General features: G+C 74.5%; 27 protein-coding genes. 12 read left to right on the forward strand and 15 right to left on the reverse strand.

Features of this window, described 5'->3' with window-relative positions:
- Window positions 1-74 precede the first annotated feature (74 nt).
- Window positions 75-1,058: an ABC transporter ATP-binding protein gene (locus ACIOHG_RS25890; protein ID WP_400954000.1), complete on the forward strand. Its 984-nt coding sequence runs from the start codon at window positions 75-77 to the stop codon at window positions 1,056-1,058.
- A gap of 66 nt (window positions 1,059-1,124) precedes the next feature.
- Here the strand turns inward: ACIOHG_RS25890 and ACIOHG_RS25895 are convergent, their stop codons facing one another.
- Window positions 1,125-1,697, reverse strand: a complete 573-nt coding sequence (locus ACIOHG_RS25895; protein WP_400954001.1) for a hypothetical protein — start codon at window positions 1,695-1,697, stop codon at window positions 1,125-1,127.
- Window positions 1,698-2,083: 386 nt separating this feature from the next.
- On the opposite strand from ACIOHG_RS25895, the gene ACIOHG_RS25900 reads away from it, so the two are divergent.
- On the forward strand, window positions 2,084-2,527 hold the full coding sequence (locus tag ACIOHG_RS25900) for a hypothetical protein (RefSeq protein WP_400954002.1): 444 nt from the start codon (window positions 2,084-2,086) through the stop codon (window positions 2,525-2,527).
- Between the two features lie 138 nt (window positions 2,528-2,665).
- On the opposite strand, the gene ACIOHG_RS25905 is transcribed toward ACIOHG_RS25900, so the two are convergent.
- Window positions 2,666-3,109, reverse strand: a complete 444-nt coding sequence (locus tag ACIOHG_RS25905) for an NUDIX hydrolase (RefSeq protein ID WP_400954003.1) — start codon at window positions 3,107-3,109, stop codon at window positions 2,666-2,668.
- A 240-nt stretch (window positions 3,110-3,349) separates the two neighbouring features.
- Here ACIOHG_RS25905 and ACIOHG_RS25910 point away from each other — a divergent pair, with 240 nt between their 5' ends.
- Window positions 3,350-5,116, forward strand: coding sequence for an oleate hydratase (locus ACIOHG_RS25910; protein ID WP_400954004.1), 1,767 nt, complete (start codon window positions 3,350-3,352; stop codon window positions 5,114-5,116).
- Window positions 5,117-5,178: 62 nt separating this feature from the next.
- Here ACIOHG_RS25910 and ACIOHG_RS25915 read toward each other — a convergent pair whose 3' ends face one another.
- A complete protein-coding gene (locus tag ACIOHG_RS25915) occupies window positions 5,179-6,816 on the reverse strand; it encodes a beta-N-acetylhexosaminidase (RefSeq protein WP_400954005.1) in 1,638 nt (545 codons plus the stop codon).
- A 251-nt stretch (window positions 6,817-7,067) separates the two neighbouring features.
- Between ACIOHG_RS25915 and ACIOHG_RS25920 the strand changes: the two genes are divergently transcribed.
- Entirely contained in the window at window positions 7,068-7,904 is an 837-nt protein-coding gene (locus ACIOHG_RS25920; RefSeq protein WP_400954097.1) for a GntR family transcriptional regulator, read from the forward strand.
- Between the two features lie 67 nt (window positions 7,905-7,971).
- Here ACIOHG_RS25920 and ACIOHG_RS25925 read toward each other — a convergent pair whose 3' ends face one another.
- Window positions 7,972-8,922 (reverse strand): LysR family transcriptional regulator, encoded by a 951-nt coding sequence (locus ACIOHG_RS25925; RefSeq protein ID WP_400954006.1) that lies wholly within the window; start codon window positions 8,920-8,922, stop codon window positions 7,972-7,974.
- A 146-nt stretch (window positions 8,923-9,068) separates the two neighbouring features.
- Here ACIOHG_RS25925 and ACIOHG_RS25930 point away from each other — a divergent pair, with 146 nt between their 5' ends.
- Both ACIOHG_RS25930 and ACIOHG_RS25935 read left to right on the forward strand, forming a co-directional pair.
- Window positions 9,069-10,484 (forward strand): MFS transporter, encoded by a 1,416-nt coding sequence (locus ACIOHG_RS25930; RefSeq protein ID WP_400954007.1) that lies wholly within the window; start codon window positions 9,069-9,071, stop codon window positions 10,482-10,484.
- A 64-nt stretch (window positions 10,485-10,548) separates the two neighbouring features.
- Complete coding sequence (locus ACIOHG_RS25935; RefSeq protein ID WP_400954008.1) at window positions 10,549-11,868, forward strand: MFS transporter; 1,320 nt, start codon at window positions 10,549-10,551, stop codon at window positions 11,866-11,868.
- Here ACIOHG_RS25935 and ACIOHG_RS25940 read toward each other — a convergent pair.
- From ACIOHG_RS25940 to ACIOHG_RS25950, 3 genes are all read right to left on the reverse strand, one after another.
- Window positions 11,858-12,478, reverse strand: a complete 621-nt coding sequence (locus tag ACIOHG_RS25940) for an isochorismatase family protein (RefSeq protein WP_400954009.1) — start codon at window positions 12,476-12,478, stop codon at window positions 11,858-11,860. The two genes, ACIOHG_RS25935 and ACIOHG_RS25940, sit on opposite strands and share 11 nt — an antisense overlap.
- A 72-nt stretch (window positions 12,479-12,550) precedes the next feature.
- Complete coding sequence (locus ACIOHG_RS25945; protein WP_400954010.1) at window positions 12,551-13,537, reverse strand: GlxA family transcriptional regulator; 987 nt, start codon at window positions 13,535-13,537, stop codon at window positions 12,551-12,553.
- 78 nt (window positions 13,538-13,615) lie between these two features.
- Complete coding sequence (locus tag ACIOHG_RS25950; protein WP_400954011.1) at window positions 13,616-14,170, reverse strand: DUF4262 domain-containing protein; 555 nt, start codon at window positions 14,168-14,170, stop codon at window positions 13,616-13,618.
- Between the two features lie 65 nt (window positions 14,171-14,235).
- On the opposite strand from ACIOHG_RS25950, the gene ACIOHG_RS25955 reads away from it, so the two are divergent.
- The gene (locus tag ACIOHG_RS25955; RefSeq protein WP_400954012.1) at window positions 14,236-14,895 is read left to right on the forward strand and encodes a class I SAM-dependent methyltransferase; all 660 of its coding nucleotides are present in this window, start codon (window positions 14,236-14,238) and stop codon (window positions 14,893-14,895) included.
- Window positions 14,896-14,976: 81 nt separating this feature from the next.
- Here the strand turns inward: ACIOHG_RS25955 and ACIOHG_RS25960 are convergent, their stop codons facing one another.
- Complete coding sequence (locus tag ACIOHG_RS25960; RefSeq protein ID WP_400954013.1) at window positions 14,977-15,396, reverse strand: arsenate reductase ArsC; 420 nt, start codon at window positions 15,394-15,396, stop codon at window positions 14,977-14,979.
- A gap of 44 nt (window positions 15,397-15,440) precedes the next feature.
- Between ACIOHG_RS25960 and ACIOHG_RS25965 the strand changes: the two genes are divergently transcribed.
- The 3 genes from ACIOHG_RS25965 to ACIOHG_RS25975 all read left to right on the forward strand — a co-directional run bounded on the left by ACIOHG_RS25965 (window position 15,441) and on the right by ACIOHG_RS25975 (window position 17,056).
- Window positions 15,441-15,746, forward strand: coding sequence for an ArsR/SmtB family transcription factor (locus tag ACIOHG_RS25965; protein ID WP_400954098.1), 306 nt, complete (start codon window positions 15,441-15,443; stop codon window positions 15,744-15,746).
- Between the two features lie 113 nt (window positions 15,747-15,859).
- Window positions 15,860-16,537: an aquaporin gene (locus ACIOHG_RS25970; RefSeq protein WP_400954099.1), complete on the forward strand. Its 678-nt coding sequence runs from the start codon at window positions 15,860-15,862 to the stop codon at window positions 16,535-16,537.
- 132 nt (window positions 16,538-16,669) lie between these two features.
- Window positions 16,670-17,056: a hypothetical protein gene (locus ACIOHG_RS25975; RefSeq protein ID WP_400954014.1), complete on the forward strand. Its 387-nt coding sequence runs from the start codon at window positions 16,670-16,672 to the stop codon at window positions 17,054-17,056.
- Window positions 17,057-17,063: 7 nt separating this feature from the next.
- On the opposite strand, the gene ACIOHG_RS25980 is transcribed toward ACIOHG_RS25975, so the two are convergent.
- Together ACIOHG_RS25980 and ACIOHG_RS25985 are read right to left on the reverse strand one after the other, a co-directional pair.
- Window positions 17,064-17,549, reverse strand: coding sequence for a GNAT family N-acetyltransferase (locus ACIOHG_RS25980; RefSeq protein WP_400954015.1), 486 nt, complete (start codon window positions 17,547-17,549; stop codon window positions 17,064-17,066).
- 105 nt (window positions 17,550-17,654) lie between these two features.
- Complete coding sequence (locus ACIOHG_RS25985) at window positions 17,655-18,563, reverse strand: MHYT domain-containing protein (protein ID WP_400954016.1); 909 nt, start codon at window positions 18,561-18,563, stop codon at window positions 17,655-17,657.
- 157 nt (window positions 18,564-18,720) lie between these two features.
- On the opposite strand from ACIOHG_RS25985, the gene ACIOHG_RS25990 reads away from it, so the two are divergent.
- A complete protein-coding gene (locus ACIOHG_RS25990) occupies window positions 18,721-19,215 on the forward strand; it encodes an NTP pyrophosphohydrolase (RefSeq protein WP_400954017.1) in 495 nt (164 codons plus the stop codon).
- Between the two features lie 20 nt (window positions 19,216-19,235).
- Here ACIOHG_RS25990 and ACIOHG_RS25995 read toward each other — a convergent pair whose 3' ends face one another.
- The 3 genes from ACIOHG_RS25995 to ACIOHG_RS26005 form a co-directional block, all read right to left on the reverse strand.
- Window positions 19,236-19,568 (reverse strand): hypothetical protein, encoded by a 333-nt coding sequence (locus ACIOHG_RS25995; protein ID WP_400954018.1) that lies wholly within the window; start codon window positions 19,566-19,568, stop codon window positions 19,236-19,238.
- Window positions 19,565-19,726, reverse strand: a complete 162-nt coding sequence (locus tag ACIOHG_RS26000; RefSeq protein ID WP_400954019.1) for a hypothetical protein — start codon at window positions 19,724-19,726, stop codon at window positions 19,565-19,567. Before ACIOHG_RS26000 ends, ACIOHG_RS25995 begins: the two co-directional genes overlap by 4 nt.
- A 204-nt stretch (window positions 19,727-19,930) precedes the next feature.
- Window positions 19,931-20,251: a hypothetical protein gene (locus ACIOHG_RS26005; RefSeq protein ID WP_400954020.1), complete on the reverse strand. Its 321-nt coding sequence runs from the start codon at window positions 20,249-20,251 to the stop codon at window positions 19,931-19,933.
- Window positions 20,252-20,488: 237 nt separating this feature from the next.
- On the opposite strand from ACIOHG_RS26005, the gene ACIOHG_RS26010 reads away from it, so the two are divergent.
- Window positions 20,489-20,950 (forward strand): hypothetical protein, encoded by a 462-nt coding sequence (locus ACIOHG_RS26010; protein ID WP_400954021.1) that lies wholly within the window; start codon window positions 20,489-20,491, stop codon window positions 20,948-20,950.
- Between the two features lie 690 nt (window positions 20,951-21,640).
- On the opposite strand, the gene ACIOHG_RS26015 is transcribed toward ACIOHG_RS26010, so the two are convergent.
- Window positions 21,641-22,159 carry a hypothetical protein gene (locus tag ACIOHG_RS26015; RefSeq protein ID WP_400954022.1) on the reverse strand — a complete coding sequence of 173 codons (519 nt, stop codon included), beginning with the start codon at window positions 22,157-22,159 and terminating at the stop codon, window positions 21,641-21,643.
- A gap of 1,702 nt (window positions 22,160-23,861) precedes the next feature.
- Window positions 23,862-24,431: a suppressor of fused domain protein gene (locus ACIOHG_RS26020; protein WP_400954023.1), complete on the reverse strand. Its 570-nt coding sequence runs from the start codon at window positions 24,429-24,431 to the stop codon at window positions 23,862-23,864.
- Between the last annotated feature and the right edge of the window lie 44 nt (window positions 24,432-24,475).

Consider the following 24,475-nt stretch of genomic DNA (forward strand, 5'->3'; position numbering starts at 1 on the left):
GGCACCGGGTTCCTCAAGTGCGGATGTATCCCTGATTGCCCGTCGGGCACCGGATTGCGAGCGGGAGACCAGAGTTGAGCAGCGAGCGCGCGCCGGGCGGCGCGCAGACCCCGACCCTGCAGGAGCTGCAGGCCGCGGCGCTGGCGAAGGCTTCGCCGCGCCGGTACGGCGAGGACGCGGCGATCGCCTGCGACCGGGTGGTGCGGATCTTCACCGCGGACAAGGTGGAGGTGCAGGCCCTGCAGGGCCTGGACCTGCTGGTCGACCGGGGCGACATGATCGCCCTGGTCGGCGCCTCGGGCAGCGGCAAGTCGACGCTGCTGAACATCCTGGCGGGCCTGGACGTGCCGACGGCCGGTTCGGCGACGGTGGACGGCTGCGACCTGCTGACCATGTCGGCGAAGGAGCGGCTGCGCTACCGCCGGGACGTGGTGGGCTTCGTCTGGCAGCAGACCGCCCGCAACCTGCTGCCGTTCCTGACGGCGGCCCAGAACGTGGCGCTGCCGATGCAGTTGCGCGGGGAGCGGTCCACGCCGGCGGCGACCAAGCGCCGCAGGGCGCGGGTGGCGGAGCTGCTGGAGGCGCTGGACATCGGCGAGCTGGCGCACCGCCGCCCGGCCCAGCTGTCGGGCGGCCAGCAGCAGCGGGTGGCGATCGCGGTGGCGATGGCCAACGATCCGACGGTGCTGCTGGCGGACGAGCCGACGGGTGAGCTGGACAGCGAGACGGCGGCGGGCATTTTCGAGGCCTTCCGCACCGTCAACCGGGAGTTGGGGGCGACGGTGGTGATCGTCACGCACGACCCGATGGTGGCGGCGGAGGTCCGCCGTTCGGTGGCGATCCGCGACGGCCGGACCTCGTCCGAGGTGCTGCGCCGCACCGAGGTGGACGAGCACGGCCAGGAGCGGGTCAGCGAGCGCGAGTACGTGATGCTCGACCGCACCGGCCGGGTCCAGCTCCCGGCGGCGTTCCTGGCCGCCCTCGGCATGGAGCACCGGGTCGCGGTCGACCTGGCCCCGGACCACATCGAGGTCCGGCCGGACGACTCCGGCCGCTGAGCGGAGCCCCGACGGAGCGGCCCGGCCCCGCGCGTGTGCGCGGGGCCGGGCCGCTCGTCGTCAGGACTAGGACTGCGGGGCGCCCGGGGCCTGCGGGGCGCGGGCGCGGACGACGGCGACGTAGCGGACGGTGAAGACCATCGGGACCACGAAGCCGGCGATCTGCACGATCAGCGAGGTGACGGAGTGGCCGTGGCCGCCCTTGGCGAGGATGCCGAGGACGACGGCGGTGACGGCGAAGGCGGCCGTCCAGACGGTGGTGATCAGGGTGTTGACCCGGATGAACGGCTTGAGGTTCCAGAACTCCTGCGGGGTGGTGCGCTTGGCGATGCCGAGTGTGAAGGGCTTGCCGATCAGCAGCGAGACGCCGGCGATCAGCGCGAGGACGGCGGAGGACAGCGTGGCCGAGTAGTCGCGGACGCCGGAGTGCGGGTCGGCGAAGGCGATCGCGGCCAGGACGGCGAAGTACAGCGCCGAGCCGGTCTCGATGATCAGCGCGTCCCAGGCCGTCCCGGCGGCGCGCTGCTGGAGGGTGACGGCGGCGGCGACCACCAGGCCGGCCAGGGCGCCCCACTGCCAGTGGGCGGACGGGATCAGTGCGAAGACGATCCAGGGCAGGAATGTGCGCAGGTACGACATGGGATTCGGCTTCCCCCTCGATGGTCGGCCGAGACTCCTTCCGGCCGTGCTGCCTCGAAGGATATCCACTGCGGGGTGTGCCCACACCGCCCTTGCGGTGGCCTGAACATGACGCCGGGTCAGCTCCCGGAACGGTGGCCGGAAGCGGCCAGGGCGGACAAATCGGTCGGGCGGCCGGAACCGGCCTTCGCGACCCGGCGCGGCCCGGCGCCGGCCCCGTGCGGGCCGGTTTTCCCTGCCGGGGCACCGAACCCGATCGTTTGGCTGGAATGTGGCGTTCCGCTGCCGCTCGATTACCGATCCGGCACAGAAATCACATATGACATTGCACAGCGGTCGGGACTGAGCCCGGCCGCCACGCACCGAGTCACCGGGAGTGAACGCACATGACCAAGCCCCTGGCCGCCCTGGCCGGCGCCGCCGCGCTGTCCCTGACCCTCGCGGTTCCCGCGACGGCCGCCACTTCGGCCGAGGCGAGCACCACCTCCACCACCGTCTGCGGCGCCACCGCGCTGCAGGCGGGCCGCAACACCAAGCTGTGCGCTGAGCGCAACGGCGACCAGGTCCGCCTCTACGGCGTGGTGAGCCTGGCCGGCCCGGTCTCCCCCGGCACCCCGTGGCCGCCCAGCCAGCAGCTGTTCACCGTCATCACGGGCACCAGCCCGGCCGGCACGCTCTCCAGCAACCCGGTCTACAACGCCTCCACCATCACGGTCGGCGACGTCACCGGCACCGTGGCCTGCAACACCCCCGTCCAGGGCACCTTCTCCGTGCAGTCCTACGGCCTGCCGCCGCACCCGGTCTCGATCGACGCGGTCGTGCCCTGCTGACACCTCGTCAGCCGGACGGCCCGCCCCCTGCGCCGGGGGCGGGCCGTCCGCCGTTCCGGGGCCTCTCGCCCGTTACGGCATCAAGCGTTCGTTACGCCCTCTGTCGTGCGTTATAAGGTCTAACGATTGCTTCGGGGTCTATCGCCCTGCTCCGTGCCGGCGCAGGTGGTCGAGGACCTCGGCGTGGTGGCCGCCGACCTGCGGCAGGTCGTCGAGCGGCGCCCAGTGGTGGGCGTCGTGCTCGGTGAGCGCGACGGGCGTGCCGTCGGGGACGGCGGTGGTGAAGGCGAACTGGCGGAACCGCAGCCCGTGCCGGCCGGTGAAGTCGACCGCGCGCAGGTAGGTCAGCTCCAGCCCGGTCAGCCCGGTCTCCTCGGCCAGCTCCCGGGCCGCCCCGGCTTCCGGGTCCTCCTCCGGCTCCAGCGAGCCGCCGGGGAACTCCCACAGCCCGCCGAACCGGTCCTCCGGTCGGCGCCGCACCATCAGCGCCCGCCCCTGCCCGTCCAGCACCACGACCCCGACCAGGAACGCCTCGATGCCCTCGGCCCGCCCCTGCCGGACCAGCTCCTGAAAACGCGTCACACCGCTCCCCCTCCGTCGGTCCCTCGCCCGACCCTATCGAGCGCCGCCGACACCGCCCGCGCCCCGGGTCACCCCCCGCCGGAGCACCGGGGGCACGGCCCGGACGGCCCGCCCGCACGGCCTGCCCGGACGTCTCGCCCGGACGGCGCACCGCGGGCGCGCCGGGTCGCGGGCCCGGGTTGGGTGGTGCCCGGGCGGGCCCGGCCGGGGTCCGCCGGGTACCGAGAGGGAGTGCGGTCGGTGTACTACAGCAGCGGCAACTACGAGGCGTTCGCCCGGCCCCGCAAGCCGGCCGGGGTGGACGGGAAGAGCGCGTGGTTCGTGGGGGCGGGCCTGGCCTCGATGGCGGGGGCGGCGTTCCTGATCCGGGACGGGCAGCTGGCGGGCGAGCGGATCACCGTGCTGGAGCGGCTGAAGCTGCCGGGCGGTGCGCTGGACGGCATCAAGGAGCCGAAGCGCGGTTTCGTGGTGCGCGGCGGCCGGGAGATGGAGGACCACTTCGAGTGCCTGTGGGACCTGTTCCGCTCGATCCCGTCGATCGAGGTCGAGGGGGCGTCCGTGCTGGACGAGTTCTACTGGCTGAACAAGGACGACCCGAACTTCTCGCTCCGGCGCGTCACCCACCAGCAGGGCCGGGACGCGGGCACCGACGGCCTGTTCGCGCTCGGCGACCGGGCGCAGCGCGACCTGCTGAAGGTGTTCCTGGCGACCCGTCAGGAGATGGAGGGCAAGCGGATCGACGAGGTGTTCGGCGAGGAGTTCCTGGCGTCGAACTTCTGGCTCTACTGGCGGACCATGTTCGCCTTCGAGCAGTGGCACTCGGCGCTGGAGATGAAGCTGTACCTGCACCGCTTCGTCCACCACATCGGCGGGCTGCCGGACTTCTCGGCGCTGAAGTTCACCAAGTACAACCAGTACGAGTCGCTGGTGCTGCCGCTGTACCGCTGGCTGCTGGACCAGGGCGTGGTGTTCCGGTTCGACACCGAGGTCACCGACGTGGACTTCGACTTCGCGGACGGCCGCAAGCACGCGACCCGCCTGCACTGGGTGTCGGCGGGCGAGGCGGGCGGGGTCGACCTCACCGACGACGACCTGCTGTTCACGACGATCGGCTCGCTGACCGAGAACTCCGACAACGGCGACCAGCACACCCCGGCGAAGCTGGACGAGGGTCCGGCCCCGGCCTGGGACCTGTGGCGGCGGATCGCGGCCAAGCATCCGGACTTCGGCCGCCCGGACGTGTTCGGGGCGCACATTCCGGAGACCAAGTGGGAGTCGGCGACGGTGACCACGCTGGACCACCGCGTCCCGGAGTACATCCGGAAGGTGTGCGGGCGGGACCCGTTCTCCGGCCGGGTGGTGACGGGCGGCATCGTGACCGTCAAGGACTCGTCCTGGCTGCTGAGTTGGACGGTGAACCGGCAGCCGCACTTCAAGCAGCAGCCGAAGGACCAGATCGTGGTCTGGCTGTACTCGCTGTTCGTGGACCGGCCCGGCGACTACGTGCGCAAGCCGATGCAGGAGTGCACCGGCGAGGAGATCACCCGGGAGTGGCTCTACCACCTGGGCGTGCCGGTGGAGCTGATCGACCCGCTGGCGGCGGAGGCGGCGAAGTGCGTGCCGGTGATGATGCCGTACGTGACCTCGTTCTTCATGCCGCGCCGGGCCGGGGACCGGCCGGACGTGGTGCCGCCGGGGGCGGTGAACTTCGCGTTCATCGGGCAGTTCGCCGAGGCGGGCGACCGGGACTGCATCTTCACCACCGAGTACTCGGTGCGCACCGGCATGGAGGCGGCCTACCGGCTGCTGGGGGTGGAGCGCGGCGTCCCGGAGGTGTTCGGGTCGACGTACGACGTCCGGTCGCTGCTGAACGCGGCCAGCCGGCTGCGGGACGGGAAGCCGGTCGGCCTGCCCGGGCCGCACGTGCTGCGCAAGCGGCTGGACGCCCGGCTGGAGACCACCGAGATCGGCGCCCTGCTGAAGGAGTACAACCTGCTGCCGGAGTGATCCGCCGCGGGGCGCCCCGGGACCGTGCGGTCCCGGGGCGCCCCGGTGCCGGTGACCGGCCGTCAGCAGCGGACGTCGGACCGGGCGCCGAGCCCACCCCGACCGCCGAGCACGCCCCGGCCGTCGAGCACGTCCCGGCCGTCGAGCACGTCCCGGCCGTCGAGCACGCCCTGGACGCCGAGGGCGGCGAGCCGGTGGCGGTGGGCGGCGAGCGCGGGCAGGAAGTCCCGGGCGTAGTCGCTGTCGGGGTTCCAGGCGCGGTCGGCGAGGGCGCACAGGCGGGGGTAGGCGAGACGGTCGAAGTGCTCGGCGGTGGTGACGAATTCGGTCCACAGCTGGGCCTGGGTGCCGAGGACCCGGGCCCGTTCGGCGTCGCTCCAGTGCGCGGGGGCGGCCCGGTGGGCGTGCGCGGTGGGCAGGTCGAGGACGTGTCCGGCCTGGCCGAGCGGTTCCTCGGGGCGGTCGGAGCGGGGGTAGTCGAGGTAGGTGGCGCGGTGCGGGGCCATCACGATGTCGTGGCCGCGCCGGGCGGCCTCCCGGCCGTGCTCGGCGTCCCGCCAGGGCATCACGGTGAACTCGACGGGCAGGGTGGCGCCGTCGGCCTCGGCCCAGCAGACCGGGGTCCGGCCGGCCGCCAGCAGGTGCCGGCCGACCTCGCCGAGGAACCAGCCGCGCAGCCGGGCGGGTGCGGCCAGGCCGAGCTCGGCGGCCCGGGCCCGGGCGGCGGGGGCGGTCTCCCACTCGGTGCTGGGGCACTCGTCCCCGCCGAGGTGGACGTAGCGGGAGGGGAACAGCTCCATGGTCTCGTCCAGCACGGTGCGGCAGAACGCGAGCACCTCGTCGTGCACGCCGAGCACGGTCTCGCACACGCCCCACTCGGTCCACACGTCGAGCCGCCGCTCCGGGTGGTTGCCGAGGTGCGGGTAGGCGGCGAGCGCGGCCCGGGTGTGGCCGGGCATGTCGATCTCGGGGACGACGGTGACGCCGCGCTCGGCCGCGTACGCCACCAGGTGGCGCAGTTCGGCCTTGGTGTAGGCGCCTCCGTGCGGCAGGTCGTCGTAGTGCGGGGAGCCGGCCCGGCCGACCATGCTGCGGGCGCGGACGGAACCGACCTCGGTGAGGCGGGGGTAGGCGTCGACGGGCAGCCGCCAGCCCTGGTCGTCGGTCAGGTGCAGGTGCAGCACGTTCAGCTTGTGCAGGGCGATCCGGTCGACGGCGGCGAGCAGGCGGTCGACCGGCTGGAAGTGCCGGGCCGTGTCGATCATGAATCCGCGCCAGGCGTGCCGGGGCCGGTCGGTGATCCGGACGGCGGGCAGGCTCCACGCGGTGCCGGGGGCGGGGCGTCCGCCGAGGGCCTCGGGCGGCAGCAGTTGACGGAGCGTCTGGACGGCGTGCCGCAGGCCGGCGGGCCGGGCGGCGAGCAGCACCGCCCGGGACGGGTCGACGGTGAGCCGGTAGCCCTCCTCGCCGAGGTCCCGCGCGGCGGGGTCGAGGGTGAGGACCACGGTGCCGTCCGCGCCGTCGGCGTCGTCCGTGCTGTCCGCGCCGGGGGCCAGGGGCAGGCCGGTGGCGGGGCGGAGCAGGGTGCGCAGCAGGTCGGCGACGGCGGCGGCCTCGCCCTCGGCGCGGACGGTGGTCCGTTCGGTGAGGGTGAACCGCCCGGCGGCGGGGACGAGGTCGACCGGGGTCGGCAGGATCACGGGGGTGCTCTTCTTCCGGTGGGAGCGGCGGGGAACCGGCGCTTTACCAGTTGTGCCAACTGGTCAGGTGCACCTTGGGAGACGGTGGCACGGACGTGACCCCTCGTCAAGGCCCCCGAAACTTCGTCCCACCTGCTGAAACCATCTGTTGCCGGGCACTCGGCGCGGCTCCCCCGCACTGGTAACATCCGTGAACTGGTCTGGTACGGCGTGACCGGTGGGCGGCGAAGGGGTGGGCCACGGTGTCCGAGGTGTCCGAGGTGTCCGGCGGCGCGGGGCTGAAGCGGGACCAGGTCCGGGAGTACCTGCGCGAGCTGGTCGAGTCGTTGACGCCCGGCGACCCGGTCCCGTCCGAGCGCACGCTCTGCGCCCGGCTCGGCGTCTCCCGGCCGACGCTGCGCGCGGGGGTGGACGACCTGGTCGGGGCGGGGCTGCTGGTGCGCGAGCACGGGCGGGGCATGTTCGTCGCCCCCGCCAGGATCGTGCAGGAGCTGGCCCCGGCCGGCGGCCCGGAGCCGGCCTTCACCGTGCCGCGCGCGGCGGGGAGTTGGACCAGCCGGGTGCTGGAGTTCACCCCGCTGCCGGCGGGGGCGGCGATCGGCCGCAAGCTGCGGCTCTCCCCCGCCGCGGGCGTCCTGCGGGTCGCGCTGCTGCGGCTGGTGGACGGCGAGCCGATGGCGATCGAGCACCTGCACGTCCCGGCCGAGCTGGTCCCCGGCCTGTCCCCGGCGGACCTGGAGGGCGGCGACTTCTACGAGTTGCTGGCGGCGCACGGGGTCCGGGTGCACGAGGCCGTCCAGGCGATCGAGCCGACCGTCGTCTCCGAGCGCGAGGCCCGGGTGCTGTCCGTCCCGCCGCTCTCCCCGGCGCTCCGCTTCGAGCGGCTGACCACCGACGCGACGGGCCGCCCGGTCGAGTACGTCCACTCCCTCTACCGGGGCGACCGCTACCGGATCGTCTCCCGGATCTCGCTGGCCGCCCCCTCCCCCACCGCCCCCGGCGGCCCCCGCCACCACCCCGGCATCCCGCCGGGCGACCTGACCACCCGCGCCACCGTCACCACGGGCGACATCCAACCGGTGCTCTGACCCCAGCCCGGAGGTCCCGTGAACAGCACGGACAGCGCCGTGGGGACGTCGTGCCCGGGCCCGGCCGCTACGGCTGCCGGCCGACCGCGTGCGTCGGGCGCTCAGTGGGGGGCGTCCCGCCCGCCGGGGTGGTGGCGCCGATGGCGTAGAGGACTTCGCGGAGGCCGGGGAGGGTGGCGTCCTCGCCGTGGCGCCAGACCAGCCGGAGCCGGAGCGGGGGTGGCGGGTCGGCGAGCCGGAGGCGGGTGAGGGTGCCGGCGGCGAGGTGGTCGTGGACGGTGAACTCCGGCAGCAGGGCGACGCCGAGGCCGCGTTCGACGCAGGCGCGGGTGACCGCGGGGCCGCCGGTGCGGAGGCGTTCGAGGTGGGGGCCGAAGTGGCGGTGGCCGGCCAGGGTGAAGGAGCAGGCGGGGTCGCCGACCAGCAGGCGGGCGGGGCGGAGGTCGGCGGGGCGCAGCCCGGTGGTGCGGCGGTGGGGGTGGTCGGGGGCGGCGACCAGGGCGAGCGGGACGTCCTGGAGGTCGAGGTGGTCGAGGGCCACGGGCGGTACGGGGAAGCCGAGTTCGCCGAGCGGTCCGGCGGTGTCGAGCAGCAGGACGGCGTCGAGGGCGCCGTCGGCGAGTTCGGCGAGCAGCGCGTCGCGGACCTGCCCGGTGTGCACTTCGGTGGACAACTCCGGCCGCCGGTCGGCGAGTTCGGCGAGCAGGGCGGGGAGGTGGACGGCCGCCAGGGTCTCCAGCGCGCCGAGCCGGACGACGGGGTGCGCGGCGACGGTCTCGCGCCGGGCCCGTTCGGCCTGTTCGCGCAGCCGGGCGGCCCAGGGCAGCAGGCGCCGCCCGGCGGGGGTGAGGGTCATGCCGCGCGGGCGGCGGTCGAACAGGGCGGTGCCGAGGGAGGTTTCGAGGGCGCGGACCTGTTCGGAGACCGAGGAGGGGGCGAGGCCGAGCGCGGCGGCGGCCTCGGTGACGGTGCGGTGCGCGACGACCGCCTCGAAGGTCCGCAGCTGCCGTAGTTCCATGGCCCGTTCCCTTTCCGCCGGGGCTGCCCAGGATACGCGTTCGGTTCTTCCGAACGCCGCGTTCGCCGCCGCCGGTGGATCAAGGTACGCCGTCGCCAGCAGAGTTGGGGCCGCATCGACGTCGAACTCCACCGGGGGAATGCTCCGTGTCCAGTACCGCCACTGCCGCCACTGCCGTCGCCGCCCCGCCGGGCGGGCGGGTCCGCTCCCGGGTGCTGCTCGGGCTCGCGCTCTCCTACTTCGCGGTGCTGCTGGACACCACGGTGCTCGCGGTCGCGGAGCCCGGGCTGGCCCGGGAGCCGGGGAGTTCGACGGCGGCGCTGCAGTGGGTGGTGTCGGCGTACCTGGTGGCGTTCGGGGCGGCGCTGCCGGCGGCGGGCGCGGCGGCGGACCGGTGCGGCGCGGACCGGCTGTTCCGGTGGGGCGCGGCGGCGTTCGGCGCACTCTCGCTGGGGTGTGCGCTGGCGCCGGGGCTGTGGGCGCTGGTGGGGTTGCGGGCGCTGCTGGGGGTGGCGGCGGCGCTGTCGGTGCCGGCGGGGACGGCGCTGCTGGGGGTGCTGTACCCGGTGGCGGCGGAGCGGGCCCGGGCGGTGTCGGTGTGGGCGGGGGTGAGCGGCGCGGCGATGGCCTGCGGTCCGGTGGTCGGCGGCGCGCTGGTGGGCTGGTTCGGCTGGCGGTCGGTGTTCTGGCTGAACGTGCCGCTGACCGTGCTGGTGCTGGCGCTGACGGCGTCCCGGGGTCTGCGGGTGCCGCGCCGGGCGCGGCGGACGGACTGGTGGTCGCAGGGCGCGCTGGCGGCGGCGCTGGCGCTGCTGACGGACGCGCTGATCGCGGCGGGCGCGGGCGCGGGGTGGCACGCGGTGCTGTCGGGGGCGGGCGCGCTGCTGGCGGGCGGCGGCTTCGTCCGCCGGGAGCGGCGGGGCGGCGGGGAGTTGGCGCGGACGGTGCTGGTGCCGGGGATGCGGACGGCGCTGCTGGCGGGCGCGGCGGTGGGGTTCACGCTGCTGGGGGTGCTGTTCGTGCTGCCGCTGCTGTTCGTCCGGGTGTGGTCCTGGTCGGTGGCGGGGGCGGGGGCGGCGTTCCTGCCGATGACGCTGTCGCCGGCCTGCGTGCCGCTGCTGCTGACGGGTCGTCTGGTGGCGCGGCTGGGGCCGTGGCGTCCGGTGGCGGCGGGGCTGGTGCTGCTGGCGGCGGGCTGTGCGGGGGCGGCGGCCGCGGTGGGCGGCGGGGCGCCGTACCCGGTGCTGGCGGTGGCGCTGGGGGCGGTCGGGTTCGGGGTGGCGCTGGCGCTGCCGGCCCTGGTGGCGGCGGTGGTGGGGGCGGCCCCGGCCGGGGCGGCGGGGTCGGCGAGCGGCCTGTTGAACGCCGTCCGACAGGTGGGTTCCTCGCTGGGGGTGGCGGTGCTGGGCGCGGCGTCGGCGCCGCCGGACCGGCCGGGTGCGGCGCTGGCGTTGCTGCTGCCGGTGCCGGTGTGCGCGGGCGCGGCGGTGCTGGTCCGCCGGCGGGGGCGGGTCTCCCCAGCACGCCGTCGAACCGCTTCCTCTCGACATCAAGCATCTTGATATCAAGACAATTCTGCGGCAGAGTGCTCCCGTACACGGACGGCCGGACGGAACGGGGAGCACCATGCGCGAGGACGGGCACCGGACGGGGCTGCTGGCCCAGGTGCGGAGGCCGCCGGGCGGCCGGGCGGGGCGCACCATGCTGGTGTCGCTGTTCACCGACCGGACGGGCTCGGGCGTCTGGGCGGCGGCCTGCGTGCTGTACTTCACCGAGGTCGGCCACCTGACGGCGGGCCGGGTCGGCCTGCTGCTGGGCGCGGCCTCGGTCGCGGGGATCGCCGGGTCGCCGATCGCGGGGCGGCTGGCCGCGTCCTTCGGGGGGCGGCCGGTGCTGATGGGCTGTCACCTGTTGCGGGCGCTGGCGCTGGCGGCCGTGCTGTTCTGCCACTCCTTCGCGCCGCTGCTGCTCGCGGTCGCGGTGAACGCGCTGGGCGACCGGGCGGCCCGGGCGATGGAGATGCTGTTCGCCACCGAGGTCGCGGGCGAGCGGCGCTCGGTCTACCGGGCGCTGTCCCGGACCGCGATGAACGCGGGCTACGCGGCGGGCGCGGGCCTGGCCGCGATCGGCCTGGCGGTCGGCACCCCGACCGCGTACCGGGCACTGCTGCTCGCCGACGTGGCCTCCTACCTGGTCGCCACCGCGCTGGTGGCGGCGATCCGCGAGCCGCGCCGGGACGCCCGGGTGGTCGCGGGCAGCGACCGCCCCGGGCCGGCGGCGGCCGCCGCGGACGGGCCCCGGCCCAGCCCGTGGCGGGACGGCGGCTACCTGCGCTTCGTCGCCCTGGACTGCGCGCTGACCATCGACGACGCGATCCTCAACGTCGGCCTGCCGCTCTGGCTGATCCACGCGACCGGCGCGCCGCACGCCCTGGTCCCGGCCTTCCTGGCGCTCAACACGGTACTGGTGGTGGTCAGCCAGCTCCGGGTCTCGGCCCTGGTCCGGACACCCCGTCAGGCGGTGCGCGCCGTCCCGCTGTACGGGTTCGCGGTGCTCGGCACCTGCGCGGCGGCGGCCCTCGCCGCGCCGAGCGGGCCGGTCGCCGCCTCGCTGCTCCTGCTGCTCGCGGCCGTCCTGGTGACCTTCGCCGAGCTGCTGCGCTCGGTGGTGTCCTGGGAGCTGTCGGTCGCGCTCGCCCCGGAGCGGGCCCGGGCCGAGTACCTGGGCGTGGCGGGGATGGCGCAGTCCACCGAGAAGGCGGCGGGCCCGCTGCTGCTGACCGGCGCGGTGCTGGCCGCCGGCCCGGCGGGCTGGCTCGCCCTGGGCGCGGCGACCGCGGCGGCGGCCTACGCGCAGCGCCGCTCCGCCGCCGCCCGCCTGGCCGCGCAGGCCCCCGCCCCCGCGCCCGGGGCCGCCACCGGGCCGGCCGCCGTCCTCAGTCGCTGAGGTCGGCGACCGTCCGGACCACGGTGCCGAACAGGTCCCCGACGGTGGTCAGCGCCGCCTCGTGCAGCGCGGCCGCCGGCACGGTCGTCCCGTCCGGGCCGGGGAGAGCGCGGGTGGCGCAGGCTTCGGCGACCACCGTCGGGCGGTAGCCCTCGCGGAAGGCGCCCTGGGCGGTGAACTGCACGCACATGTGGGTCATGAACCCGGCGATCACCAGGTCGGGGCGGTCCGGACCGGCCCCGGCGGCCGCCAGCGCCTTCGCCAGCCCGGTGTCGTGGAAGGCGTCCGGGAACCCCTTGACCACCACCGGCTCCCCCGCCACCGGGGCCACCGGCCCGCTGATCGCCCCGATCTCGGCCCGGACGTCGTACGGCGTGCCGGGGCCGCCGTCGTTGACCACGTGCACCACCGGGGTCCCGGCGGCGCGGGCCGCCGCGAGCAGCCGGGCCCCGGCGGCGAGCGCCTGCTCGGCGCCCGCCAGCGCCATCACGCCCTCGCGGTAGGTGTTCTGGTAGTCGATCAGGACCAGGGTGGCGTCGGCCAGCCGGGGCGGGGTGTCGTCCAGTCCGATCACCCGGCGCAGCGTGGTGGACGCTTCGGTCGTGCTCATGACATTAATCTCCTCGTCGTGCGGGTGGGTCCCTGACCGTCGGTCAGAAGTCCTGGGGGGATGCGCCTGCGCTCAGGCGTCGGCGGTGCGGAAGCGGCGGCGGTACGCGGCGGGCGTGGTGCCCAGGCGGCGGCGCAGCGCGCGGTGCAGGGTCTCGACGGAGCCGAGGCCGCAGGCGGCGGCGACCCGGTCGAGCGGGTGGTCGGTGCCTTCCAGCAGGCGGCGGGCGGCCTCGACCCGGGCGGCCTCCACGTAGGCGGCGGGGGTGCTGCCGGTCTCCTGGCGGAAGACCCGGGCGAAGTGGCGTTCGCTCAGGCACATCCGTCCGGCGAGCGCGGCGGCGGACAGGTCGGCGTCCAGGTGCTCGGCGACGTACAGGCGCAGCTCGTCGATGTCGCGGCGGGCGGTGGGCGGGCTGCTGAGCGGCACCGAGAACTGGCTCTGCCCGCCCTGCCGCTTGAGGTACATCACCAGCTGCCGGGCGACGGCGAGCGCCAGCTCCTCGCCGTGGTCCTCCGCCACCAGGGCGAGCGCCAGGTCCATGCAGGCGCTGATGCCCGCGCCGGTCCAGACCCGCCCGGAGCGGACGAAGATCGGGTCGGGGTCGACCGTCACGCCGGGGTGGTCGGCGGCGAGTTGCGCGGCGGTGGACCAGTGCGTGGTGGCGGTCCGGCCGTCCAGCAGTCCGGCGGCGGCCAGCAGGTGCGCGCCCACGCAGACGGACGCCACCCGCCGGGCCCGCGGGGCGGTCTCGCGGACCCAGTCGACCACCTCGGCGTCGATCCGGGCCCGGGGCCCGTCCGGCCCCGGCTCCACCGCCCCGGGCACCAGCAGGGTGTCCAGCGCGCCCCGGACCTGGCGGAACGTCAGGTCGGCGACCAGCCGCACCCCGGCCGAGGTGCGCACCGCCCCCTCGGCCGGTGCGGCCAGCTCCACCCGGTACCCGGCCCGGCCGCCGCTCTCCCGGTTCGCCAGCGCGAACACCTCGGCCGGCCCGGTCACGTCGAGCAGGTCGACGTCCGGGAACACCGCGATCACCACCCGCCGCTCCGTCTGCATGCCCCCATCCTCGGCCGGGGCCCGCGCCGTCCGCAATGACAACGATCTGTCGGATCCGGACACGACGGACGCCCCCGCTCAGCCCTCCGCCAGGTCCGTCCAGACCCCGCGCGGGTGCTCGGCGGGGCGCAACCACAGCTGCGGCTGGGCGTCCCGGCAGCCCGGGTCGGCGGCCGGGTCCCCGGGGTGGCGGCCGCGGTGGTCGGGCCACACCACCTGCAGGACGGGGAACGGCGGCCGGCGGTGGAAGCCGATCGCCTGCCCGAAGAACGCCCGGTACCAGCGCAGGTCGGCCGTCCGCAGCAGCACCGGCCGGTCCGCCAGCACCCCGTGCTGCTCCCGGCCCGCGACCAGCCCGCCCGCCCCGGCCCGCTCCCCGAGCGCGTTGAGCACCGTGTGCATCGCGTGGACGTCCGCCAGTCCGAACATCGCCAGCTCGGGCGCCCGGTGGGTGTGCCACAGGCCGACCGTGTACGCGAACCCCGGCCCCTCCTCGTCGGCCGGCACCATCACCACGCCCCAGCCGTGCTGCCGGACCTGCTCGACCGCCCACCGCTCGGACCGCCCGGCCGCCGCCCGGTCCCCGTAGTCGTGGCAGATGACGCACCGGCAGGCGGGCTGAGCACTGGTCATGCCCCGTACGGTACCCGGCCCGTACCCGGCCGCCCGTTGTCAGTGGGGTCCGCGACAATATTGGGATGGACGACAACCTCACCGGCATCGCCGCGTACTGGAACACCGCCGCGCCCGCCTTCGACCGGGAGCCCGACCACGGCCTGGGCGACGGGACCACCCGGGCGGCCTGGGAGCGGCGGTTGGCCGGCTGGGTGCCGGACGGCCCCTCGGACGTGCTGGACGTCGGCTGCGGGACGGGTTCGCTCGCCCTGCTGCTGGCCCGGCGCGGCCACCGGGTGACGGGGGTCGACCTGGCCCCGCGGATGCTCGAACTGGCCACCGCGAAACTCGCCGCGGCGGGCCTGCCCGCCCGCTTCCTGCTCGGCGACGCCGCGCTGCCGCCCACCGGCGAGGAGCGCTTCGACGTCCTGCTCTGCCGCCACCTCCTGTGGACCCTGCCCGACCCCGGGGCCGCCCTCCGCGCCTGGACCGCCCGCCTGCGCCCCGGCGGCACACTGGTCCTGATCGAGGGCCGCTGGCGCGAATCCGCCGCCCCGGACGACGCCCCGTACGCCGCGGGCGCCGACCGCCTCCCCTGGCACGGCGGCGTCACCGCCACCACCCTCGTGGCGACGCTCCGCCCCCTGGTCGCCGACCTCCGGATCGACCCCCTGGACGGCGAACCGGAGCTCTGGGGCCACCCGGTCGACGACGAGCGCTACGCCGTCGTCGCCCGGGTCTGACGCCGGGCGCCGTACGACTGTCGTACTGTCAGTTCCCCCGGCTCCCCTGTGCGGGGGCCGGGCCGTACGACTGTCGCACCGTCAGCTCTCACGCCCGGCGTCGATCTCGGCGATCAGGGCCTCGACCCGGGTCCTGATCGCGTCGCGGATCGGGCGGACCGCCTCGACACCCCGGCCGGCCGGGTCGTCGAGGGGCCAGTCGCGGTAGTGCTTGCCGGGGAAGTACGGGCAGGCGTCGCCGCAGCCCATGGTGATCACGTAGTCGGAGGAGCGGACGGCGTCGGCGGTGAGGAGCTTCGGCCGTTGCGCGGAGAGGTCGATGCCGACCTCGGCCATCGCCGCGACGGCGGCCGGGTTGACCTCCCGGCCGGGTGCGGAGCCGGCCGAGCGGACCTCGACGCGGTCCCCGGCGAGGTGGATGAGGAAGGCGGCGGCCATCTGGGAGCGACCGGCGTTGTGGACGCAGACGAACAGCACGGAGGCGAGCGGCGGGGTGGTCATCGGCGGTCCTTTGTTCGGTCGGGCGCCCGGTAACGTATCATCCCCTGGTGATGTCAGCCGATGGTGATGTGTGGAAGGTCCTGGCCGATCCGCTGCGGATGCGGATCGTCCGGCTCCTGTCCCGCGAGGCGCTCTGCACCACGCACCTGATCGCCGAGACGGGGGCCCGGCAGACCAACCTGTCGAACCACCTGAAGGCCCTGCGCGACGCCGGGCTGGTCGACACCGAGCCGTGCGGGCGCTTCACCTACTACTCGCTGCGGCCCGCCGCGATCGAGGCCCTGGCCGCCGAACTCGCCGACCTGGCCGCCACCGCCCGGGCCATGGCCGGCCGCAAACGCTCCTGCTGAACCCCGTCCGCACCCCGCCCCTCGGAGTACCCGGAGTACCCGCGTTGACCACGACCGACCGGACGAGACCCGCCGCCACCGAAGCCGCCGCCGGGGAACGGCTCGCCGTACCGCTGGCCCGTCGCGCGGCCGCCGAACTGTTCGGCACCGCGGCGCTGGTCACCGTCGTGGTCGGCTCCGGCATCCAGGCCACCGCGCTCACGGGGGACGTCGGCCTGCAGCTGCTCGCCGACTCGCTCGCCACCGTCCTCGGCCTCGGCGTGCTGATCCTGCTGCTGGGCCCGGTCTCCGGTGCCCACTTCAACCCCGTCGTCACCCTCGCCACCTGGTGGACCGACCGTGCGGACCCCGGGGGGCCGAAGGTGCGCGAGGTGGCCGCGTACGTCCCGGCGCAGTTCGTCGGGGCGATCGCGGGGGCGGTCCTCGCCGACGCGATGTTCGGCGAGGCGCCGGTGCGGTGGTCGACCCACGACCGTTCCGCCGGGCACCTCCTGCTCGGTGAGGTCGTCGCCACCGCCGGCCTGGTCCTGCTGGTCCTCGGCCTGGCCAGGAACGGGCTGCTGCGGCACGCTCCGGTCGCGGTCGCCTGCTACATCGGCGCCGCGTACTGGTTCACCTCCTCCACCTCCTTCGCCAACCCGGCGGTCTCCGTCGGCCGCGCCTTCACCGACACCTTCGCCGGGATCGCCCCCGCCTCCCTGCCCGGTTTCGTCGGCGCCCAACTCGCCGGCGGCGCCCTCGGCCTCGCCCTGGTGGCGCTCCTCCTCCCCCGCCGAACCACCCACGGCTGACCGGGAGTCGACCGCCGCGACCCCGCCGATCGGCCGACTGCGCCACTCGGGCCGCCCCCCCGCCCGGAAATCGCCGATCGCGTCCCCGGTGCGGCCGGTACGATGACCGCGTGATCACCATCCGAAAGGCCCGTGCCGCGTAACCCGCCGAGCCGGGTCCGGGCCACCCTCCGCCGCCGTCGCGGGGCGGTTCCGGCCGTCGCCGGCCTCTCCGCCGGGGCCCACTGCGAGATCCTCCGTCTGGAGCGCGCCCGGAACCACCTGTCCCCGGGGGACGTCGCCCGGGCGGTCCACCGCTGGAAGTCCCATGTCGCTCTCCCGTCCCGGGAGTTGTGGCACAGCGACGCGTGGGGCGACGTGCACTGGTACTGCTGCGGGAACCCGCTGGAGGCCCGGGCGCTGCTCGACGCGGTGCAGTCCGCGCTGTCACCCCGGGGCGCCCGTGAACTCCGCCGGGTCGTCGACCGGATCGACGCCCGGCTCCGCCTCCGCAACGGCCCAGCCGTTCCGGGGAATTGACGGGCCGTCAGGGTGCTGTCGGCAGGACGAACTTCATGCGCGGGGCGGAGGTCGGCGTGAACCCGAGCCGCGCGTAGAGGCGCAGGCCGTCCGGTGTGGCGCTGAGGTCGACCCGGTCGGCGGCGACGGACTCGGCCCACGCCAGCACCGCGCGCACCAGCGCGGTGCCGTGCCCGCGCCCCCGGTGCCCGGGGAGGGTGATGACGTTCGCCAGCCGGACCGTCCGGCCGGTGGTGCAGTACGGGTTGGGGACGCCGAGTTCGAGGGTGCCGACCGCCGTGGCGACGATCGTGCCGTCGGCCGCCTCGATCACCGGGAAGCAGGCGACGGAACGGTCCGCCACGGCCCGGGCGAACCACTCCGCCGCGTGCCGCCGCCACACCTCCGGCTCCCCGTCCCTCTCCGCGAACAGCAGCCCCCAGAGCCGGAGCAGCTCCGCCCCGTCCCGCCCGTCCGCGGCCCGGAGCCGCCACCCGTCCGTCCCGGTCGTCATCCCGGCATCCTCACACGCCCCGCTCCCCCACCGCCGCCCGTTTTCCCCGCGCCGGGGCCGCCGTCCCCGGAACGCCCGGAGCGGCGGCCGACCTCGGCCGGGGTGTCACCGGTGGTTGGCGTCCGCGGTCCGGTGTTCCTGCTGGGTCCGGTACTCCCGCTGGGGCCAGTGCTCCTGCTGGGGCCAGTGCTCCTGCTGGGCCTGACGTTCTTGCTGGGCTTGGCGTTCCTGGGCGAAGAGGTCGATGCGGATCGGCTCGGGGGCGGGGCGGCTGCCCGGCTCGGGGTCCTGGGGGGAGATGGCGATGGCGATGCCCGCGACGGTGAGGACGACGACGATGCCGACGGCGAGCGGGAGGATGAACTGCGAGGCGGCCACGCCGGTGCCCGCGGGGCGGCCGTCGAGGGTGACGGTGACGGCGGTCATCGCGGTGTAGTGCATGGCGACCACCGCGACGCCCGCGACCAGGGCCGCGCCGAGCGCGGCGGGCAGGCCCTTGACGTGCAGGGTCATCCAGAGCGCGGCGGTGGCGGCGGCGATCGCGATGGCCACCGAGGCGACGACCGGCAGGACGGCGTAGGAGACCGCGCCCTCGACCTGCATGGCGGCCATGCCGATGTAGTGCATCGCCGCGACGCCGCAGCCGGTGAGGACGCCGCTGGTCAGCAGGGTGCTGGTGCGGTTCTCGCGGTAGCCGACGTAGCCGATGCCGAGGCCGACGACCACGATGGCGACGAACAGGCTGAGCAGGGTGAGCGGGATGTCGTAGACCAGGGTCGAGGAGTCCACCATGAAGCCGAGCATGGCGATGAAGTGCATCGACCAGATGCCGCAGCCGAAGGCCCCGGCGGCGAGCGCCAGCCAGCCGAAGCGTTGGCGCGGCTCCAGCGTCAGGGCGCGGGCCGTGCACCGCAGTCCGATCGCGGCACCCGCGGAGGCGATGACGTAGGCGACGACCGGGTTCACCCACCCGTACTGGAAGCCGTCCAGATGGGCCATGGTGCCGTGGTTCATCAGATGTCCGATCGAAATGCCTGGGTCCGTGCGAGGTGCCGAAGTGACAATACCTGGTTCCGGTTACTGGTCCGTACCATTCCCCCACCCACCCCCACCAGGGGGTTTTCCGGCCGTCGGCCCGTCACCGGGCCGGGCAGGTGGCAGGCTTGGCCCCATGGAGCCCTTGGATTCCCCGACGAACGACGGCGCCGGCGGCGGCCCGGTGCCGCTGCTGGTGGTGGACGGCGCGAACGTGGTCGGCTCGGTCCCGGACGGCTGGTGGCGGGACCGGCACGGCGCGGCGCAGCGGCTGCGCGACGCCCTGGTGCCGGTCGCCCGGGACGGGCTGCCGGGCGTGCCGGGCCCGCTGACGGTGGTTCTGGTGGTCGAGGGCGCGGCCCGCAGCGTCGAACCGGTGCCCGGGGTGCGGGTGGTGGCGGCGTCCGGCAGCGGTGACGACCGGATCGTGCGGGTGGTGGCCGAGGAGTCCGGGCCCGGGCGCCGCTGCCTGGTCGTCACCGCCGACCGCGAGCTGCGTGCCCGCGTGACGGCGCTGGGGGCGGAACCGCTCGGCCCGCGCACCGTCCGACCGGGCACCGTCCAGCCGGGCACCGTCCAGCCGGGCGGCGGCCCGGACGGTGGCTCCGGCCGGTCCGGTCGCGGGGGCTGAGGAACGACCGCGGCCGGGTCTCAGCCGAGCCGGGTGCGGACGCCGCCGGGGCGGGTGCGGCCGCGGGAACTGACGGCGGGCCGGGTGGGACGCCGGTCCGGCCCGGCCTGGGCGGCGCCGGCGGGCGGGCCGGGGACGGCGGTGCGGCCGGCCAGCGTCGCCTTCAGCGCGCGGACGGCCAGCAGCACGGCGACGGCGGCCAGTTCGGCGGGTTCGACGGCGCCGCACGCGGCGGCCTCGCGCTGGCAGGCGGAGCACCAGACGGCGCTGGCCCGGCCGCCGTCGGGGTAGTCCAGGGTGGCGGGCACCAGGTAGTGGCAGCCGCAGGACACGCAGACGAAGACCAGCCTCATCGCTGCACCGCCCCGGTCCCGCCGCACACCGAGCAGGGCGACCAGTAGCTGCGGCGCACCGGCTGCTGCCTCCCCTGCGGATCGGTCTCGACGGTGTGCTCGGTCTTCTCCGTCCCGCGCGCCCCGCCGCAGCCCGGGCACGTCTGCTGCTCAGCCATCGGCCACCTCCAGACCACAGACCGTAGCGCGCCGAACCCGGTCCGCGACAGCGGTTCGCCACCACACCACCCGCCGAACCCGATCCGGTGCGCACGGACGCCCCCTCGGCGGCCGGAACGAGCAGAACGGCGCAGCGGGACGAGGCAGCGGGACGGCGCAGCGGGACGAAGCGGTCCGGCCCCGGCGGGGACGGGGACGGGGCGTCAGGAACCGGAGCGGGGGCAGGAGTCGGGCCAGTCCGCCGGGGACGCCTCCAGGTCGTTGCCGCGCACCCAGACGGTGGAGACCCCGAGGAGCCGGCGGATCACCGCGAAGCCGCCCTCCCATCCCCCGGGCAGCCGCAGGCGGCCGGAGCGGACGGTGCCCGCGCTGAACCGGGTGTCCCCGCTCTCCAGCACGCCCGTCCAGCCCGGGAGGCCCAGTTCCGGTACGTCGCCGGTGAGTTCGGCCTGGACCGGGATCTGGAGGCCCTCGACCAGCAGCAGGGCGGGGCCCCGGTAGACGGGCATCGCGGGTGAGCTCATGCCTAGAGCCTGCGGGAGGCCCCCATACCTGCGCAAATTCCGTATTTCCGGCGCGACGGGGCCGTTCCGTCGGGTGGAGTACTCCGTTCCGTGGCCGAATGCTCACCTTCCGCACCCTCACGGCATGCAATATGACATTGCATCGACCGGAACGAGCCCGGCCGGTGCAGCAAGACGAAGCAGTGAGATGAAGCAGTGAGACCGAGCAGCACCACCGCAAGCATCGGGAGAACCCTCATGATCAAGCCCCTGGCCGTCCTGGCCGGTGCGGCAGCACTGTCCGCCGTCGTCGTGACCCCGGCCTCGGCCTCGGCACCGACCTCGGCAGCGACGTCGACCGCCACGACTGCCACGACCGTCACCGCGTGCAGCCCCTGGGGCCTCCAGGCGGGGCTGTCCACCCGGGTCTGCGCGGAGCGCACCGGCGAGCAGGTCCGGCTCTACGGCACCGTCGGCCTGGCCGGCCCGCCGTCCCCGGGCACCCCGTGGCCGCCGCAGCAGGAACTGGCCACCACCCTCACCGGCACCAACCCGGCCGGCACCCTCAACCAGTACGTGGTCTTCACCGGCTCCACCAGGACGGTCGGCGACGTCACCGGCACCGTCGCCTGCGACGGCCCGATCCGCGCCTCCTTCGCCGTCCAGTCCTACCCGTGGGCCCCGAACCCCGTCACCCTCGACGTGGTCCTGCCCTGCTGACACCCCGTCAGCCCCGACCGGCCCGCCCCTCCCGGGGGCGGGCCGGTCCCGTCAGCCGCCGCCGTTCGCCCTCGGAGACACCGAGCCTCGGCGCGACGATCCGTGATCTGGGCAGAGGATCACAGGTCGTCGGTCTGGAACCTGCGGTGGCCAACCGGCCTTGGCGGACCCTTCGGCCCACGCCCAGGCCGAGGCGAACCGGGAGGAATCGGTGCCGGTGAAAGCGAGGCGGTCGACGGCCGACGTGCAGCGGCAGGGAACGATCGCCGTGTGAAGTCCGGGGCAGCGCAGCGGAGCGACTCAAGGTCACCCGGCAGCAACGAACGCCCATGGGCCGTCCCTCAACCAGGCCACGCTGAGCGTCACGCCGCTTCTGGGGCGATGCCGTTGGCGCCGGCCGAGCAAAGCGAGCGCCCAAGCTCTCCGGTGAGGATGCGGGGCGGACCACGCATTCACCCGATCAGAGATCAGAGATCAGAGATCAGAGATCGTGAACGCCGTCCGCCGACCGCGCCGATGCAGCAGTTCTCCTGCCTCTGTTTCAGTGGCCACGGCCGCGAGGCTGTCACGCTGTGGCCGGAGTGAGCACGGCGGTCGGATCCGGGTGGTCGCCCACCGGCAACAACGGTTCCAGCCGCTCCCACCGGGCATCCGTCGGATCACCCCTGCCCGCACGGTCGCATCGACGACTCAACCGATTTTCGGGTCACCGGACTCCGGGATCTTGTACAGCAACTCGCTGTCGGCGCAGAAGCTGTCCGGATCATCAATCAGGCACAGGGCATACGTGCCGTCGACGCGGAAGACGCTCGGGTAGAGGCTGTCGCAGGAGGTGGACGGCCCCGGCGGGCCGGGGCGGTAGAGGACCACTGCGGCCTCGTAGCCCTCGGTGGCTCGCGCGTCGGTGTGGGCGGAGGTCTCGGAGTCGCGAACATAGAACTGCCAGATCCCCTGCGGGCCGCAGGAGGTGCTCAGCCAACGGCCGGTGACAACCGCGCGGTGGTCCGGTTCGAACCGCAGCGTGATGTTGCGGTCCTTGTCCGTCCAGGTGCCGGCCAGGTCGCTTCCGCCGATCAGCACCTCGTCCGGCCGGCCACCGCCCAGAGCCCCGCAGCCCGGCGCTGCCGCGACCGTGGACCCCACCACCAGCACCCAGGCCGCAATTCGCGTGCCGCGCAGCCGTCGGCCACTCGCTGTCGCCCTGTCCATGTGCTGCCCTCTTCCCGCCCCGCGCACGACAAAGTGTCCGGTCGCCCACCTGCGATGGGCTGGCGACCGGTCGTACGCCCCCATCATGGCACCGTATTGAACGCGTTCAATACGCGGATGTCGGCACACCCGGCGACTCGCGCCCGGCCCTCGAAGTCCGCAGCCGATCGGATCATCGATCGCACCGGGCCGAGGCTTGCCCGCAAGCAGAGACAGCGGTTCCGCAAGGGAACGGCGCGCAGCGTGGACAGCACCTTGGCCCCCGCCCGGGATCACACCGTCACCGGGCAGTCCAAGAACTACCGGCGCCCCACCAACTGCCAGGTCGTCATCGACACCCACACCCACCTGGCCGTGGCCGTCGGGACACCCTTCCCGGCAACCCGAACGGTTGCCGGGCCCGAGAGGAGTCCGGCGCCAAGGCCACCCGTCGGCAGGATCGCCACGATCGCCGACGGCGGCTGCCTCGGGACCGGTCCCGTCATTCCGCACCGTCGACCGCGCGGCGGCGAGCCGACCGAGCGGCAGCCTTCAACCCGGGCACGCCGGCCTTCGCCAACATCGCCACGGGCACCACCACTGCGGCGACGGGCCCGCGACAGCTCTGAATATCCATGGCCGCCGAGGATCTCCACCACCTATGCTCCAGCCATGCGCACCGTGTTCACCTCCCCGCAGGTGGGCGCGCTGAGACCGTTACCTCACTCGATCGGCATCCGCCACGGCAGTACAAACCGCGGGTTCCGGTCAGTGGCCACCACTGCACCAACATCTCCGGGCGAATCGATGGGACTGCAGGGGTTCACCAACTGGCCGCGCTGTCGTTCGAGCACGGAGGCGTCACGACCAACGGGTACTCCGACCACCCAGACCAGCACTCAAGAACGAATCCGGAGAGGGCATGCGGAATATGGCCGCCCAGGAAATGAACTTCGAATTTCTACGTCATACCGGACTCGGCGCGCACGAAGTCGTCCCGCGCATCGACCGAATACCACTGACCGAATTGATCGACCGGTTCGAGACGGAGGCCGGGATGCAGCCGGCCGGCCGAAGACGACCGTACTCGGCTGTGCATGCGGCGAGTGGGGATGCTAGCCGCTGATGGTCGGCATCACAGTGACATCCGACCATGTGACCCGGGACTCCAGCGAGACGTGAGTACGACCCACCGGTTCAGCCCAAGGAGGAAGCAGTCGTGTTTGACCACGTGATCGGACTACGCCCCGAGGAAGCCGCACGCTGGACTGCTCTCGTCGAGGATTCCCGGCCAGTCCTTGAGAACGATGGAATGGAGGCCGTCCAGACTCTCCTGGCCGAGCGTGGCGTAAGCACCGTACAGGCGATCGCAATCACCCGTGCACTACTGGGGAATGCGGAGACACCGCTCCGAGTCGCTATCGACATCGTGACCACGAGTGAGGCTCGGCAGTAAAATCGGAGAATTCTTCGGAGTGAAGTGACCCAAAGGCGCTCCATCGATGGAGCGCTCCGGCGCCGAGGCGGTTCGCTGGTGCCTGAGTACCGGCAACGAGACGCTCGTGGGCGGAGCCGTTGCAGGGCGCGGCCATGCCCCGGAGCTACGGGCAGTCGATCAACACGGCTGGCCGGGAGAGCGGCGACTTCTTCCGGAGTCTCGGTGCGCGCGAACAGGCCCCGCCCCGAAGCCCGTCCGCCCAGTGTGCCGCGTGGCGGCGCCCGGTCAGACCGCGGGGCGGCGCAGGACGTCGGTGGGGTCCCAGCCGGTCCGGCGGAAGGCCTCGAAGCCGTGCTCGGCGATGAACTGCCGTTCGATCTCGTGGATGGGCTGGAGGCCCCGGATGTCGATCAGGTCGTGGCCCTCGTGTCCCGGCGGGCCGACGTCGATGCCCAGGCGGTCGGCCCGGTCGAGGTGCGGCGGTTCGAGGACGCAGAACGCCGTCATCTCCGATCCGGGCGCGATGCGCTCGCCGAAGTTGATGGTGCTGCCGTGGACGAACGGACAGGTGCCGCGCAGCTGTTCGGCGAGGTGGCCCACCGCGTGGGCCCAGATCACGTCGGTCGAGTTGACGCTGAGACAGAGTTCCGGCGCGCCGTCCGGCCGGTCCGGGTGTTCGGCCGCGGAGAGGCCGTAGGTGAACGCGGTGAGCAGCCCGGCCGGCAGGTCGTCGTACACGATCTCGGTCACGCCCGGCAGCCCCGGCCGGGTCGAGTGGACGGGGAAGAACCGGGGCTCCCTTCCCCCGGAGAGGCGGTCGAGGTGGGCGAGGTACTTCTCGATGCGGCTGGCCATCCGCCCAGCCTGCACGGTCGCGCGTCCGCGCCCGCCACCGGGGT

It is taken from the genome of Kitasatospora sp. NPDC088134, from assembly GCF_044741705.1.
Taxonomy (GTDB): domain Bacteria; phylum Actinomycetota; class Actinomycetes; order Streptomycetales; family Streptomycetaceae; genus Kitasatospora.